Source organism: Novosphingobium sp. DS6-6 (assembly GCF_057784975.1).
Genome location: NZ_JBYNTS010000013.1, coordinates 34,278 through 48,022 on the forward strand (window position 1 = coordinate 34,278; position 13,745 = coordinate 48,022).

General features: G+C 66.3%; 15 protein-coding genes. 6 read left to right on the forward strand and 9 right to left on the reverse strand.

What is annotated here, in order from left to right; all coding sequences use genetic code 11:
- Positions 1-37: 37 nt before the first annotated feature.
- The 6 genes from AC3EDY_RS13990 (at position 38) to AC3EDY_RS14015 (ending at position 5,821) form a co-directional block, all read left to right on the forward strand.
- The gene (locus tag AC3EDY_RS13990; protein WP_488573115.1) at positions 38-1,717 is read left to right on the forward strand and encodes a putative bifunctional diguanylate cyclase/phosphodiesterase; all 1,680 of its coding nucleotides are present in this window, start codon (positions 38-40) and stop codon (positions 1,715-1,717) included.
- 66 nt (positions 1,718-1,783) lie between these two features.
- Positions 1,784-2,605: a diaminopimelate epimerase gene (dapF, locus tag AC3EDY_RS13995; protein WP_488573116.1), complete on the forward strand. Its 822-nt coding sequence runs from the start codon at positions 1,784-1,786 to the stop codon at positions 2,603-2,605.
- A 29-nt stretch (positions 2,606-2,634) separates the two neighbouring features.
- Positions 2,635-3,819 (forward strand): MiaB/RimO family radical SAM methylthiotransferase, encoded by a 1,185-nt coding sequence (locus AC3EDY_RS14000; protein ID WP_488573162.1) that lies wholly within the window; start codon positions 2,635-2,637, stop codon positions 3,817-3,819.
- Positions 3,816-4,742, forward strand: coding sequence for a signal recognition particle-docking protein FtsY (ftsY, locus tag AC3EDY_RS14005; RefSeq protein WP_488573117.1), 927 nt, complete (start codon positions 3,816-3,818; stop codon positions 4,740-4,742). The genes AC3EDY_RS14000 and ftsY overlap by 4 nt, the downstream gene beginning before the upstream one ends.
- Positions 4,739-5,395 carry an inner membrane-spanning protein YciB gene (locus AC3EDY_RS14010; RefSeq protein ID WP_488573118.1) on the forward strand — a complete coding sequence of 219 codons (657 nt, stop codon included), beginning with the start codon at positions 4,739-4,741 and terminating at the stop codon, positions 5,393-5,395. Before ftsY ends, AC3EDY_RS14010 begins: the two co-directional genes overlap by 4 nt.
- A gap of 78 nt (positions 5,396-5,473) precedes the next feature.
- Positions 5,474-5,821: a hypothetical protein gene (locus tag AC3EDY_RS14015; RefSeq protein WP_488573119.1), complete on the forward strand. Its 348-nt coding sequence runs from the start codon at positions 5,474-5,476 to the stop codon at positions 5,819-5,821.
- A gap of 72 nt (positions 5,822-5,893) precedes the next feature.
- On the opposite strand, the gene AC3EDY_RS14020 is transcribed toward AC3EDY_RS14015, so the two are convergent.
- The 9 genes from AC3EDY_RS14020 to AC3EDY_RS14060 form a co-directional block, all read right to left on the reverse strand.
- Entirely contained in the window at positions 5,894-6,265 is a 372-nt protein-coding gene (locus tag AC3EDY_RS14020) for a response regulator (protein WP_488573120.1), read from the reverse strand.
- Positions 6,262-7,287: an HWE histidine kinase domain-containing protein gene (locus AC3EDY_RS14025; RefSeq protein WP_488573121.1), complete on the reverse strand. Its 1,026-nt coding sequence runs from the start codon at positions 7,285-7,287 to the stop codon at positions 6,262-6,264. The genes AC3EDY_RS14020 and AC3EDY_RS14025 overlap by 4 nt, the downstream gene beginning before the upstream one ends.
- Before the next feature lie 97 nt (positions 7,288-7,384).
- Positions 7,385-9,355: a potassium transporter Kup gene (locus tag AC3EDY_RS14030; RefSeq protein WP_488573122.1), complete on the reverse strand. Its 1,971-nt coding sequence runs from the start codon at positions 9,353-9,355 to the stop codon at positions 7,385-7,387.
- A gap of 142 nt (positions 9,356-9,497) precedes the next feature.
- Complete coding sequence (locus AC3EDY_RS14035; protein ID WP_488573123.1) at positions 9,498-10,187, reverse strand: tetratricopeptide repeat protein; 690 nt, start codon at positions 10,185-10,187, stop codon at positions 9,498-9,500.
- Entirely contained in the window at positions 10,184-10,621 is a 438-nt protein-coding gene (locus AC3EDY_RS14040; protein WP_488573124.1) for a cytochrome c-type biogenesis protein, read from the reverse strand. Before AC3EDY_RS14040 ends, AC3EDY_RS14035 begins: the two co-directional genes overlap by 4 nt.
- Positions 10,618-11,193 carry a redoxin family protein gene (locus tag AC3EDY_RS14045; RefSeq protein ID WP_488573125.1) on the reverse strand — a complete coding sequence of 192 codons (576 nt, stop codon included), beginning with the start codon at positions 11,191-11,193 and terminating at the stop codon, positions 10,618-10,620. Before AC3EDY_RS14045 ends, AC3EDY_RS14040 begins: the two co-directional genes overlap by 4 nt.
- Positions 11,190-13,133, reverse strand: a complete 1,944-nt coding sequence (locus AC3EDY_RS14050; protein ID WP_488573126.1) for a heme lyase CcmF/NrfE family subunit — start codon at positions 13,131-13,133, stop codon at positions 11,190-11,192. The genes AC3EDY_RS14045 and AC3EDY_RS14050 overlap by 4 nt, the downstream gene beginning before the upstream one ends.
- The gene (gene ccmE / locus AC3EDY_RS14055) at positions 13,130-13,582 is read right to left on the reverse strand and encodes a cytochrome c maturation protein CcmE (protein ID WP_488573127.1); all 453 of its coding nucleotides are present in this window, start codon (positions 13,580-13,582) and stop codon (positions 13,130-13,132) included. The genes AC3EDY_RS14050 and ccmE overlap by 4 nt, the downstream gene beginning before the upstream one ends.
- Positions 13,579-13,734 carry a hypothetical protein gene (locus AC3EDY_RS14060; RefSeq protein ID WP_488573128.1) on the reverse strand — a complete coding sequence of 52 codons (156 nt, stop codon included), beginning with the start codon at positions 13,732-13,734 and terminating at the stop codon, positions 13,579-13,581. The genes ccmE and AC3EDY_RS14060 overlap by 4 nt, the downstream gene beginning before the upstream one ends.
- Between the last annotated feature and the right edge of the window lie 11 nt (positions 13,735-13,745).

Consider the following 13,745-nt stretch of genomic DNA (forward strand, 5'->3'; position numbering starts at 1 on the left):
TCCAGGTCACCCGGGGGCGACACGTACAGGTATGGGTATGGCAAGCGCGGTAATTGACGGCGGTAAACCCGCATCCGGACAGCCGGGATTCGCCCGCGCCGAACGCGATGTCATTGCGCTGGGCATCATTACCGCAGCGATCATCCTTTTCGTCGGGTCGGGCTCTGCCGTGCTGACCCGGGTGGTGCGCCATGCGCTGTTCGGGGAAGCCAGCGTCGATGCGGTTCTTGCCAATGCCCTTCTGCTCAACATCGCGTTGATCATTTTCGGCTGGCGCCGTTACGTGGAACTGACCAGCGAAGTGCGCGAGCGCCGCCGGGCCGAACAGACCGCCCGCACCCTGGCTTTCACCGATCCGCTTACCGGCTGCCTCAACCGTCGCAGCCTGGACGCCGCTATCGAAACGCTCGTGCACGATGCCCGCGCGCAGGGTGATGCGGTCGCCTTGCTGATGATCGATCTCGACAAGTTCAAGCGCGCCAACGATCTTCACGGTCACCAGACCGGCGATGCGGTGCTGGTGGCAACGGCCGGCCGGCTGCGTGCCATCCTGCCCCAAGGCACGATCATCGCCCGCATCGGCGGCGACGAGTTCACTTGCGCGATGCGCTTCGATCCGGCGCGCCCGGCCCTGGTGGAACACGTGGCCAGCCAGCTCAACGCCGCGCTGGCAGAGCCGGTGATCCTGCCCGAATGCGAAGTGGAGATATCCGGTTCGATCGGCCTGGCCCGCAGTGACGGCGCGTTGATCCCGGCCGATGCTGACGACGCGAAAGTGACCGCGCGTCTGCAGCACCATGCCGATCTGGCGATGTACCAGGCCAAAAGCGGGGGGCGTAACCGGTTCTGCTGGTTCGATCCGGCCATGGAAAAGGAGCTGCGGTTTCGCGCCGAGCTGGAAAGCGGCATTCGCGAGGGCATCGCGCGCGGCGAATTCGTACCCTATTACGAAAAGCAGATCGACATCGATACCGGCCGCCTTTCCGGCTTTGAAATGCTCGCGCGGTGGCAATCGCCGCGTCATGGCCTGATCGCGCCCGACGTATTCATCCCCGTGGCCGAGGAAATCGGCGTGATCGCCGAACTGTCCGAAAATCTGATCCGCCAGGCCCTGGCCGATGCGCGTGACTGGGATTCTTCGCTGACACTCTCGGTCAACATCTCGCCTTTGCAGCTGCGCGACCCGTGGTTCGCCCAGCGCCTGCTCAAGCTTCTGGTCGAGGCCAATTTTCCGCCCCACCGGCTGGATGTGGAAATCACCGAAACCTGCCTGCACGAAAACCTGCCACTGGTGCGCTCGCTCGTCGCCAGCCTCAAGAACCAGGGCATCCGCGTCAGTCTCGACGATTTCGGCACGGGATACAGTTCGATCGCCCAGCTCCGCTCGCTGCCGTTCGATCGCATCAAGATCGATCGCAGCTTCATCTCCACGCTCGATAGCTGCAAGGACAGCGCCACGATCGTCGCGGCGATCACTTCGCTGGGCCAGGGCCTGGCGCTGCCGCTGACGGCCGAAGGCATCGAGACCGAGGGCGTGCTGCGCGAACTGCGCAAGCTGGGCTCGTTCAAGGGCCAGGGGTTCCTTTATGGCCAGCCGCAGGATGCACAGACCGTGAGGGCCTCGCTTGCCCAGGAGAGCCTGCTGGCGGGCGGCGAACACGAGCCACGCGGCCCCGCGCCCGAAAGCAGCAATCAGGATCGCGCCGCCAACGGCTGACATCCGCGCAGGCCATTGCGCATGGGGCCATTGCGCATGGGGCCTTTGGCGCCTAGATCGCCGGCCATGCGCATTCCTTTCGTCAAGATGCACGGCCTGGGCAACGATTTCGTGGTGATCGATGCCCGCGCGCGCGCGCTGCCGCTTTCGCCCGCGCGGGCAAGTGCGCTTGCCGATCGCCACACCGGCATCGGCTGCGATCAATTGATCGTGCTGGAGACATCAACTCTCGCTGACTTGCGGATGCGCGTGTTCAATCACGATGGCAGCGAAGTGGGCGCCTGCGGCAATGCCAGCCGGGCGGTGGGTCTGCTGCTGGGCGCCGAACGATCCGGGCGCACCCGCATTGAGACCGGTGGCGGCCTGATCGAAGCGCAGGCCACCGATGCCGGCATCGCTGTCGACATGGGCGCCCCGCGGTTCGCCTGGGATGCGATCCCCCTTGCCTATCCGATGGATACGCTGATGATGCCGCTTGCCTGGGAGACGCTGGAAAACCCGGTGGCGGTCAACGTCGGAAATCCTCATGCCGTATTCTTCGTGCCCGATGCGCAAACGGTCGATCTTGCGCGGCTTGGCCCGCTGATCGAGAACGATCCGGTTTTCACCGAACGAGTCAATGTCAACGTCGCCAGCCTGATCGGCCCCGACCATCTGGCCCTGCGGGTGTGGGAACGCGGTGTGGGCCTTACCCGCGCCTGCGGAACCGGCGCCTGCGCGACGGCAGTGGCCGCGATCCGGCGCAAGCTGGTGGGCCGCAGCGTGGCGGTGGACCTGCCCGGCGGGCAGTTGCGCATCGATTGGCCGGAAGGGGGGCCGATGATCATGACCGGCCCTGCCACCACCAGTTTCGAAGGCGCTTTCGACGACGCGCTCTATCCGCTCTGACGCTGGCCGCCTTGCCCGATTTCGCCACCATGCCCCTGCCCGAGGTCGTCACGCTGGGCTGCCGCATGAACCTCTCCGAAAGCGAGTCGATCCGCGCCCTGCTGGCCGCCGCGCCGACGCCGACGGTCGTGGTCAATTCCTGTGCCGTTACGGCCGAAGCCGTGCGCCAGTCACGCCGCGCCGTGCGCCGCCTCCGGCGGGACCATCCCGACGCGCGCCTGCTGGTGACGGGCTGCGCCGCCACGATCGATCCCGCCGGTTTCGCGGCCATGGCCGAGGTGGACGGGATCGTGCCCAACGCGGCCAAGCTCGATCCCGCGCGCTGGCAGGTGCCGGCCCCGGCCCTGCCCGCGGCGCCTTCGGAGCGGCACACGCGCGCGTTCGTTTCGGTGCAGAACGGCTGCGATCATGCCTGCACGTTCTGCATCATTCCCGCCGGGCGCGGCGCCAGCCGATCCATCCCCGTCGCGCAGGTTCTGCATACGCTGGCCGGGCATCTCGCACATGGCGTGCGCGAAGTGGTGCTGACGGGCGTGGATCTGACCAGCTGGGGTGCCGATCTGCCCGAGCCTGCCCGCCTGGGCGATCTGGTGGCCGCGATCCTCCGTGCGTTTCCCGCTTTGCCCCGCGTGCGGCTGTCCTCGGTCGATGGCGTGGAAATCGACCCGCTGCTGTTCGATCTGCTGTGCCACGAACCGCGCGTGATGCCGCATGTGCATCTTTCCCTGCAATCGGGCGCAGACATGGTGCTCAAGCGGATGAAGCGCCGCCACACCCGGGCCCAGGCCCTCGCGCTGGTGGAAACCCTGCACGCGCGCCGGCCCGACATCGCGATCGGCGCGGATCTGATCGCCGGCTTTCCGACCGAGGATGCGGCCATGCACGCCGACAACCTGTCGATCGTGGCCGCAGCGGGTATCGTTCATGGCCATGTCTTTCCCTATTCGCCCCGGCCAGGCACGCCGGCTGCGCGCATGCCGCAGGTGCCACCCCCGCTGGTGCGTGAACGCGCCGCAGAGTTGCGCGATGCCGTGGCGCAGAACCGCAAAGGCTGGCTGCAAGGCCTGGTAGGCCGGCAGGCCCAGGTGCTTGCCGAACGCGACGGCACCGGCCATGGCCCCGATTTCGCGCCCTATCGCCTGCCCCCGGGCACCACGCCCGGCAGCCTCGTCACGCTCACCCCACGGGGAATCGAAGAAGGAATGCTGGCATGAGTAGCGACAGCTGGTCGGACCGCCTGATCGGCGGGCTGCGCAAGACGTCGGAACGCCTGGCCGGCAGCCTGGCGGGCTTTGGCGGGGCCACGCGCCTGTCCGATGCGCAGCTTGACGAGATCGAGGACGCGCTGATCATGGCGGACCTGGGACCGCGCGCCGCGGCCCGCGTGCGCCACACGCTGGCCGCAGCCCGGTTCGAGGCCGGGCTCGACGATCTCGCCCTGCGCAACGCGGTGGCCGACGAAATCGCCGCGATCCTGCGCGGCGTGGCCAAGCCGCTCGATATCGTGGCTTTTCCCCGGCCCCAGGTAATCCTGGTGATCGGGGTCAACGGTTCGGGCAAGACCACCACGATCGCCAAGCTGGCGCACCTGTTTCAGGAACTGGACTATTCGGTGATGGTGGCTGCCGGAGATACGTTCCGGGCCGCGGCGATCGGACAGCTCAAGGTCTGGGCAGACCGGCTGGGCGTTCCGGTCGTCACCGGTCCGGAAGGCGGCGATCCGGCCTCGATCGTCTTCGATGCGGTCAAGGCCGCCACGGAGGCGGGCACCGACGTACTGATCGTGGACACCGCCGGCCGTTTGCAGAACAAGCGCGAGTTGATGGACGAACTGGCCAAAGTACGCCGCGTGCTCGGCCGCCTCAACCCGCAGGCCCCGCACGACGTGGTGCTGGTGCTCGATGCCACCAATGGACAGAACGCGCTTTCCCAGATCGAGATATTCAAGGACGTGGCAGGCGTTACCGGCCTGATCATGACCAAGCTTGACGGCACGGCCCGGGGTGGCGTGCTGGTTGCCGCGGCCGAACAGTACGGGCTGCCGATTCACGCCATCGGGGTTGGCGAAACCATCGACGACCTTCGCCCGTTCGATCCCGATCTGGTGGCCAAGGTGATTGCAGGGGTATTTCAATGAACACGGCGCAAGGCAAAGCGGCACCCCGGTCTTCATGGATCAATCTGGCGGTCGATTACGGGCCGCTGCTCGTGTTCTTCCTGGCCTATCGCCATTTCAGCCCAGGCCAGGCCGCCGATGCCGGGCTGGGCGCGGTGCTGGCGATCACCAAAAGCACGATGGCGTTCATGGCGGCGACGGTCGTGGCACTGATCGTATCGAAATGGCGGCTGGGCAAGGTGTCGCCCATGCTGTGGCTGTCCACCTCGCTGATCCTGGGTTTCGGCACCTTGACGGTGTTTCTGGGCGATCCGTTCTGGATCCAGATCAAGCCGACGGTGATCTATCTGCTGTTCGCCGGCGGGCTGTTCATCGGCCTGGCGCGCGGCAAAGCCGTGCTGCGCCTGCTGCTGCAAAGCGCGTTCGACGGGCTCGATGCCGAAGGCTGGCGCAAGCTTTCGCGCAACTGGGCCTGGTTCTTTCTGTTCCTGGCTGTGCTCAACGAAGTGCTGCGCCATGTCCTGACGTTCGATGGCTGGCTTTCCGCCAAGCTGTGGGGCGTCAGCGCGCTGTCGTTTCTGTTCACGTTCACCCAGATTCCCATGCTGCTGCGCCACGGGCTGGGCAGCGAACAGGCCGTGGAAGAGGCCGAAACCACCACCCCGCACGATTAGCGCGCACCCCGGCCGGGGAACCGGCACAGTCACCCGGCGTTGGCCAGATCAATCACCATCAATGGGAGTGACCGTCTCATGCGCCGTACTTTCCTTGCCGTTCCCGCGTTGCTGCTGGCCGGGGCCAGCCTTGCCGCCTGTTCAGAAAAGACCCAGGACCAGACCGCCGCCGCGGCCGGTTCCGCCGCAGACGACGCGCAGAACGCCGCCCGGGATGCCGGCCGCGCGGCCGACAAGGCCGCCGACAACCTTTCCGATGCGGCGTCCAAGGCCGTCGACAACGCCAGCCGGGCGGCCGACAAAGCCGCCGACGATGCCGGTCGCAAGCTGGACAAGGCTGCAGACAAGGCCGACACCGCTGCCGACAAGTTCGGCAACCGGGTGAAGCAGGGCGCCGACGAAGCGTCTGACACGCTCAAGCAGTAACCCCGCGCAACCGCAAGCATGATGGGCCGTCATCGCTGCTGCGCGTTGACGGCCCCCTTCACGACGCCAGAGTCACGATCGTAGCAGGGCGGCCAGGCAATTCATCAGCGTAGCCGGCGCATAGGGCTTGGGCAGAACCGGCACGGCGGCAAATTCGGCTTCCACCGCACCATAGCCCGTGGCGATCACGAAAGGCACGTTCCGCTCCAGCAAGGCGCGCGCCACCGGCGCACCCGGTTCACCGTTGAGATTCCAATCCAGCACCGCCACATCGATGGTCTGGTCGCGTGCTGCCGCCAATCCTTCTGCCTGGCTGGCCAGTGGCCCGATCACATCGGCGCCTTCGTCCTCCAGCAGGTCGGCCAGCATGGCCGCGACGATGAATTCGTCTTCCACCACCAGCACGCGGCGCCCGGTCAGAAAAGGCATGGAAGGTTCGTTCATGGCGTCCTGTCGATCACGGCAGCGGGGCCAGGCGCAAGGCCGACGGGATCGAACAGCGGGGCAGGCAGGACGAAGCGCGCTACCAGACCGCTGACGGCATGATCCAGCGCCGCTTCTCCGGCCAGTTGGCGGGTGATCGCATCGCGGATCAACCGCGTGCCGAAACCGCTGCGCGTGGGCGGCGCCACTGGCGGTCCGCCTTCCTCGTGCCATTCCAGCATCACATCCCCATCCTCTTCAACCGCCCACCGGATCGTCACGTTGCCGGCAGCGTTGGACAAGGCGCCGTACTTGATCGCGTTGGTGGCCAATTCGTGCAGCACCATCACCAGCGATACCGTGGGCGCGGCGGCAAGACGCAGATCCGGCCCCGAAACGGTCACGCGCTGCGCGCTGCCCCAGCGGGGTTCCCCGCCGCTCCATACTGTCAAGCCCTGGCGCACCACGTCGGCCAGCGGCGCCCCGGCCCACTGCCCCCGGCTCAGAATCGTGTGCGCCGCGGCCAGGGCGTGCAGGCGGGCGTTGAAATTCTCCAACGCATCGGCCGGGGCGTGATTGCCGCGAAAAGATTGCCAGGCCATGGCCTGCACCACCATCAGCGTGTTCTTCACGCGGTGATTCAGTTCCTCCACCAGAAGATGCAGCCGATCTTCCAGGTTCTTGCGTTCGGTGATGTCGATGCCCGTCGACTGGGCCACCAGCCACTGCCCGCTTTCGTCGAAATCCAGGGCATGGTTGCGCCACAGGGTCCAGCGCACGCTGCCGTCGCTCAGCTCCAGCCGGTTCTCGATCGTGCGCGCAGGATTCTGGAGGGTAAGCTGCGCCAGTTCGGCGCGGATGCCGGCATGTTCGCTGGCGGGAATGAAATCCCAGACGTTGCGCCCGATCAGCACTTCGCGCGGCTGGGCCACAGTCTGCGCATAGGCCGGATTGGCGAAAAGAATGGTGCCCTCGCTAGTGAAACGACAAACCATGTCCAGTTGCGCATCAAGAATATCGCGCAGGATATCGGCTTCGTTCATGCGCGATCTGCCCCTCCTGTAGCGCGAAAAAGCAACCCGATCTTGCAGGTTCGCAGGCGCTGCGCAAGCAGCAACAAACCATCCGGACCGTTAGCGATCAAATACGTAGCTGGCTGCCCAGTTCCACCACGCGGTTGGTCGGCAGGCGAAAGAACTCCATGGCGCTGGCCGCATTGCGCAGCATCCAGGCGAAAAGCTTTTCCCGCCACAGCGCCATGCCGGGTTTGTCGGAAGGGATCAGCGTCTGGCGCGAAAGGAAGAAGCTGGTCTTCATCATGTCGAACGGTTCGCCGCAGGTGGTGATGGTCTTGAGCGCGGCCGGCACGTCGGTTTCCTCAAGAAAGCCGAAACGCAGCGTGAGGCGGTAGAATCCGTTGCCGAAATCCTTGACGTCCGACCGGCGCTCCGGATCGACATAGGGTTCGTCCTGGATCTGCACCGTAAGAATGATGACGCGATTGTGCAGAACCTTGTTGTGCTTGATATTGTGCAGCAGCGCCGAAGGCACGCCGTTGGATGCCGATGACATGAAGATGGCCGTGCCGGCCACGCGCGCGGCGCTGGAGTGGGCTGATTTCGTGAACACTTCGAGCGGGATCGATCCCTCGGCCATGCCCGCCCGCATCAGCGCCCGCCCGCGTGACCACGTGGTGAGCAACGTGAAGATCGTGACGCCCATGACCAGCGGCACCCAGCCGCCGTCGGGAATTTTGGTGAGATTGGCGCCCAGGTACCCAAGGTCGATCGCCATGAACAACGCCAGCAGGCTGGCGGCGAGCATCGGGCGCCAGTGCCACAGCTTGATCAGCACCACGCCCAGCAGCAGATTGTCGATCATCATCGCGCCGGTCACGGCAATGCCATAGGCTGCGGTCAGGTTCGACGAGTGGCGGAACATCAGCACCAGCAGGATCACCGCCACCATCAGCGCCGAATTGATCACCGGAATATAGATCTGCCCGGCCGATGTGCTGGTGTGGCGGATCGTCATGCGCGGAATGAAGCCCAGCTGGATAGCCTGCTGGGTAACGGAAAAGGCACCCGATATGACCGCCTGGCTGGCAATCACCGCGGCAAGGCTGGCGATGATCAGCAACGGCCACTGGAACCAGTCGGGCGCAAGGTAGTAAAACGGGCTTACCAGCGCGGCCTGCCCCTCGCGCATCAGCAAGGAAGCCTGGCCCAGATAGTTCAGCACCAGGGCCGGCAGCACCAGGGCCAGCCACGAAACGCGGATGGGATTGCGGCCGAAATGGCCCATATCGGCATAGAGCGCTTCGGCCCCGGTAACAGCCAGCACCGCCGCGCCCATGGCCAGGAAGCCGCGAAACGGGTCGGCGGCGAACATCGTTACCGCATGATGGGGCGACAGCGCGCCGATCACTCCGGGCAGCAAGGCTATGCTGACCGCACCGAGCACCGCGATCGTGGCGAAATAGACCAGCATGATCGGGCCGAAGAACGTGGCGACGCGCGCCGTCCCGCGGCTCTGGATCAGGAACAGGGCAATCAGGATGGCCACCACCATCGGCACGACCAGGCGTTGCAGGCTGGGTTGGTAGACGGCCAGTCCCTCGATTGCGCCCATCACCGAAACGGCCGGGGTAATCATCGAATCGCCATAGAACAGCGCGGTGGCGAACACGCCCAGAAGAACGATGCCGCGTCCCCAGCGCTTGCCGGCGGTATGCTGGTTGATCAGCGCCAGCAGCGCCAGGCTGCCGCCCTCGCCCTTGTTGTCGGCCCGCATGATCACCGAAACGTACTTGAGCGTCACGATGATCATCATCGACCAGAACATCAGGCTGATGATGCCGTAGACGTGCGTCTGGTCCAGCGGCAGGCGATGGTGCCCGGCAAAGGTGTCGCGCAAGGCATAGAGCGGGCTGGTGCCGATATCGCCGAACACCACGCCCACCGCGCCCACAGCCATCTTGACCACGCCAGCCTGGCCATGGCCGGGACGATGCCCGTCGGTCTGCGTTCCGGCAGGAGAGACGGCATTGGAGGCATCGGGATTTCCGGCAGATCCAGTCGCCCCCAAGGCATCATCCGCGGCATTTTTCATGGCAAACGTGCCCCCGGCCGCATCGGCCCCATTTCTGCATCCGGCCCGCAATAGGGTCGAATCGGGGCGGCGCTTAGCACCCGCGCCCGATCTGAAGCAATGGTGCCCAAACCGCCGGCTGTGGCATGCGGTTCCCGACTTTTCATTGGCTCGCCGGCCCGCCGGCGCCTGGCCCTGGTGCCGGAACGGGCAACGCGGGGGGTGCCTTGCCGGCTGTTCCCAGGATCTGGTCGAGCCGCGCCAGGCGCAATGTCAGGTCGGGGCGATAGGGCGCATCGGCCGGCGAGCGTGCCAGGAGATCGGCCCACATCGCGCGGGCATCGGCCAGCCGGCCCGATTGCGCCAGCGCCAGCCCCATGAAAAACGGCGGGCCGGGATGGGCGGGATCGATCGCGGCCGCCCGGCGAAACGCATATTGCGCCGCCGGGGTGATCAGCCCCTCGCTGTGGTCTACCAGGGCATTGCCCAGCGCGACCGCGATATCGGCGTCGTCCGGGTTTTCGCGCGCCGCCCTTCCCAGCACATCGGCCGCCGCGCGGTATTGACCCTGGCGCGTCAGGCCATCGGCCAGGATCAACCAGCTGCGCCCCTTGGCAAAGGCATTGCCCATCTGCTGCCGTTCCTTGAGCAGCGCGGCGTCGGCAACGGCCGGGCTTTCCGTATCGGGCGTGGGCGCGCCGGGCAGGCCGGGGTGGCCTTGCAGGGCATAGCCGGCCAGGCCGAACAACAGCGCCGCACCCGCCACTTCCCAGCCGCGGCGCGGCAGGCGGCAGACCAATACCAGCGCGGCGAAGACGGCCCCCGCCAGCCCGAGGATGGCGATCCAGGTCATGAGACGTTCTTGCCCGACGCACTGCGGCGAAAGCGCCCGCGCAGCAGCAGGCCGGCAAGCACCAGGAACACGAGCGGCGCGGCGAAAAGCGGCCAGGTCAGCGGTTTTACCTGCGGGGCATAGCTCACATAATCGCCATAGCGATCGACCAGCCACTGACGGATCGCTTCGGGTTCCTCTCCCGCGGCGATGCGGACGCGCACTGCGTTGCGCATGTCCCCCGCCATCGATGCATCGGAATCGGCGATCGACTGGCTCTGACACTTGAGACAGCGCAGCGTTTCCATCAGCGCCTGCGCCTTGGCCTCCTGCGCCGGATCGGGCAGTTGGCGATAGGCGTAAGGCGCGGGCGGCATGCTGTCCTGCGCGGCCAGCGGCCGGACAAAACAGACAGTCGCGGCCATGGCCGGAATAATGAAACGAAGTCGTTTCATTGCGCCGCCTCCTGCAGCTTGCCCAGGATGATCGGCACGTCATCAGGCATGATCGCCCCGATATGCTGATAGCGGATCACCCCGCGGGCATCGACGACGAAGGTTTCCGGAACGCCGGACGAGCCGATGCCCATCTGCACCTTGGATAGATCGTCCTGGCCGATGCGGGCAAAGGGATTGCCGTTGGCCGCCAGAAAGCGCGCCAGATCGTCCTTGCGGTCGCGGATGGCCACACCGTCGATCTCGACCCCCAGGGCCGCCAGCTTTGCCAGCTGCGGTGCCTCCACGGCGCAGGGGCCGCACCACGAAGCAAAGATGTTGAGCAGGCGCGGCCGCTGCCCCACGAAACGCGCACTCGAAAGGCCGGGCCTGTCGACGCTGGCCGGGGGGAGATCGAACGCCGGGACAGGCTTGCCGATAAACGCGCTGGCCACCTCGCGATTGTCCGGGCGCAGCAGCCCGTAGACCACCAGCGCCAGGAAGCCGCCGAACAGCGCCAGCGGCAGCCACAGCGCCAAGCCCGGCCTGCCCCGCCCGGGCTTGTCCCGCCCCGCGCTGTCCGCCGCGCTCACCGGCCCTGCCTTTCGCGGCGGAAGGCAATCTTGTCGATGGCGATCAGGCGCTTCACATCGCGCGCCACGCGGCCGATCAGCGCCAGCACCCCACCCAGTCCCACCAGCAGGCCACCAAGCCAGATCAGCGGTACGAACGGCTTCCACCAGAAGCGCATCTGCCAGCGGTTGTTGTCGGCCTCTTCCCCCAGCACCACGTAGAGCTGGCCGTTCCAGCGGGTTTTGAGCGCGGATTCGGTGCGGGTTCCCGGCGGGTTGGCGAAAACCCGGGCCTGCGGCACGAGCAGCACCGCACCGCCCCCGGCATAGCGGGCCGAAACCGTGGCTTGCAGCGCCGTCCAGTTAGGGCCGGCCACGGGATCGATGCGGTCGAGCGTGAGGGCATAGGGGCCGACCTGGCGGGTTTCCCCCGGGGTCAGCGCGGCAAGCTTTTCGATCGAGAACGCGCTTTCGCTGGCCATGCCGGTGACTGCCACGGCAAGGCCGAAGTGGCTGACGACCATGCCCCAGATCGGCAGCGGCGTGCGGCGCAAGGCGCGCGCCCGCAAGGGCAGCAGGCTGGCGAGCGCAAGCCCGGCGCCCAGCCCCAGACCAAGCGCCGGCAGGGTGTGGACGCCGTTGGCAAAGGCAGCGCCCGCCACGCCCACGGCAAGCAAGGCGGGCACGACCATGACCGGGGCCACGCGCCCGCCATGGTCATCTTTCCAGCGCAACAGCGGCCCTATCGCCATGACCGCTATCATGGGGAAAGCGAACATGGCCGAAACCGGGTTGAAATAGGGCGGCCCCACCGAAACCTTGACTCCGAATGCCTCTGTCAGCAGCGGATAGAGCGTGCCCACCAGCACGATGCCGAGAATGCCGCAGAGCATCACGTTGTTGAACACCAGCGCTGCCTCGCGGCTGACGAAAGCGAACCGCGCCCCTTCCGTCACGGTGCCCGCCCGCAGTGCGAACAGCAGCAGCGCCCCGCCGATATAGATCGCCAGCAGTGCCAGGATGAAGCTGCCCCGCGTGGGATCGACGGCAAAAGCATGGACCGAGGTGAGAATGCCAGAGCGCACCAGGAACGTGCCGACCATCGACATCGAAAAGGCGATCACGCCCAACATCACCGTCCAGGCGCGCAGGGCATTGCGCGCTGCCAGCACGGAAACCGAATGCAGCAGCGCGGTTGCCGCCAGCCATGGCATGAGCGAGGCGTTTTCCACCGGATCCCAGAACCACCAGCCGCCCCAGCCGAGAGTGTAATAGGCCCAATAGGAACCGGCGGTGATCCCGATCGTCAGGAATATCCAGGCGCCGAGCACCCACGGGCGCATGGCCCGGGCAAAAGCGGGCCCCACGTCACGCGTGACGAGCGCGCCCACGGCAAAGCTGAATGCGACCGACAGCCCGACATAGCCGACATAAAGCGTGGGCGGGTGAAACGCGAGGCCGATGTCCTGCAGCAGCGGATTGAGTCCGGCGCCTTCCGCCGCGGGTTCGGCCAGACGGGCAAAGGGATTGGAGGCAACGAGCAGGAACGCGTAGAAGCCCAGGCTGACGAACGCCTGGGCCGCAAGCGTCGCCATCAACGTCTTTTCAGCGAGCCGCCTTTCCACCAGCGCCACGAAAGCACCGGCCAGGCTCATGATCGCGACCCACAGCAGCATCGAGCCTTCGTGGTTGCCCCAGGTACCGGCAATCTTGAAAATCAGGGGTTTGGCCGAATGACTGTTGGCGGCCACCAGCCGCACCGACAGATCGGTGACGACGAAGAGCCAGATCAGGGCGCAAAAGGCCAGGCCCGCCAGCAGCCCTTGCATCATGGCCACCGGGCGCACCACCCCCAGCATCGCCGCGCCTTGCGGCCGCAGCGCCAGAGCGCCGGCCACCAGTTGCAGCACGGCAAGGGCCGCTGCCATCCACAGGGCGGCAAGACCGAGTTCGGCAATCATTGCGTTTGCGCCACCACGGCCTTGGCCTGGGCGGCCGTCATGTCCTTCATTTCGCGCGGGACGTATTTCTCGTCATGCTTGGCCAGAAGATTGTCGGCCACGAAAGTCCGTCCCTCCATGCGTCCCTCGGCCACGACCCCCGATCCCTCGACGAACAGATCGGGCGTGATGCCGGAATAGCGCACCGGCACGCTGGCCTTGCCATCGCCCACCACGAACGTGATCGTCACGCCATCGGGCATGGTCCTGATCGAGCCGCGCTGAACCATGCCCCCCAAACGCACGGCGCGGCCCGGCTCGGGCGGATGCGCGACGAGATCGCTGGGAACATAGAAATAGCTTGCCTGCTTTGAAAGCGCCCATGCGGCCAGCAGCCCCGCGCCGATGAGGACCACAAGCGCGATCGCCAGCAAAACCAGCCGTTGATGCTTGGCCTTGATCGCGCTCATGCCTGGTCGTTCCGCTTGCCGCGCACCGCATCGCGGCGCGCCTCGGCCCGCCGCATCGACCAGAGCGAGATCGCCACGAGCAGCAGCGTTCCCACCACCCCGATGGCCAGCGCGGCGGCCACATAATGCCATTGGTCGAGCCGTTCGTGCATGAAGGTCGGTT

Bases quoted from the DNA above. Each gene is read 5' to 3' on its own strand.
- AC3EDY_RS14000 (WP_488573162.1), top strand. From the start codon at position 2,635: ATGCCCCTGCCCGAGGTCGTCACGCTGGGCTGCCGCATGAACCTCTCC.
- ftsY (WP_488573117.1), top strand. From the start codon at position 3,816: ATGAGTAGCGACAGCTGGTCGGACCGCCTGATCGGCGGGCTGCGCAAG.
- AC3EDY_RS14060 (WP_488573128.1), bottom strand. From the start codon at position 13,734: ATGCACGAACGGCTCGACCAATGGCATTATGTGGCCGCCGCGCTGGCC.
- AC3EDY_RS14015 (WP_488573119.1), top strand. From the start codon at position 5,474: ATGCGCCGTACTTTCCTTGCCGTTCCCGCGTTGCTGCTGGCCGGGGCC.
- AC3EDY_RS14040 (WP_488573124.1), bottom strand. From the start codon at position 10,621: ATGAAACGACTTCGTTTCATTATTCCGGCCATGGCCGCGACTGTCTGT.
- AC3EDY_RS14035 (WP_488573123.1), bottom strand. From the start codon at position 10,187: ATGACCTGGATCGCCATCCTCGGGCTGGCGGGGGCCGTCTTCGCCGCG.
- ccmE (WP_488573127.1), bottom strand. From the start codon at position 13,582: ATGAGCGCGATCAAGGCCAAGCATCAACGGCTGGTTTTGCTGGCGATC.
- AC3EDY_RS13990 (WP_488573115.1), top strand. From the start codon at position 38: ATGGCAAGCGCGGTAATTGACGGCGGTAAACCCGCATCCGGACAGCCG.
- dapF (WP_488573116.1), top strand. From the start codon at position 1,784: ATGCGCATTCCTTTCGTCAAGATGCACGGCCTGGGCAACGATTTCGTG.
- AC3EDY_RS14030 (WP_488573122.1), bottom strand. From the start codon at position 9,355: ATGAAAAATGCCGCGGATGATGCCTTGGGGGCGACTGGATCTGCCGGA.
- AC3EDY_RS14020 (WP_488573120.1), bottom strand. From the start codon at position 6,265: ATGAACGAACCTTCCATGCCTTTTCTGACCGGGCGCCGCGTGCTGGTG.
- AC3EDY_RS14025 (WP_488573121.1), bottom strand. From the start codon at position 7,287: ATGAACGAAGCCGATATCCTGCGCGATATTCTTGATGCGCAACTGGAC.
- AC3EDY_RS14050 (WP_488573126.1), bottom strand. From the start codon at position 13,133: ATGATTGCCGAACTCGGTCTTGCCGCCCTGTGGATGGCAGCGGCCCTT.
- AC3EDY_RS14010 (WP_488573118.1), top strand. From the start codon at position 4,739: ATGAACACGGCGCAAGGCAAAGCGGCACCCCGGTCTTCATGGATCAAT.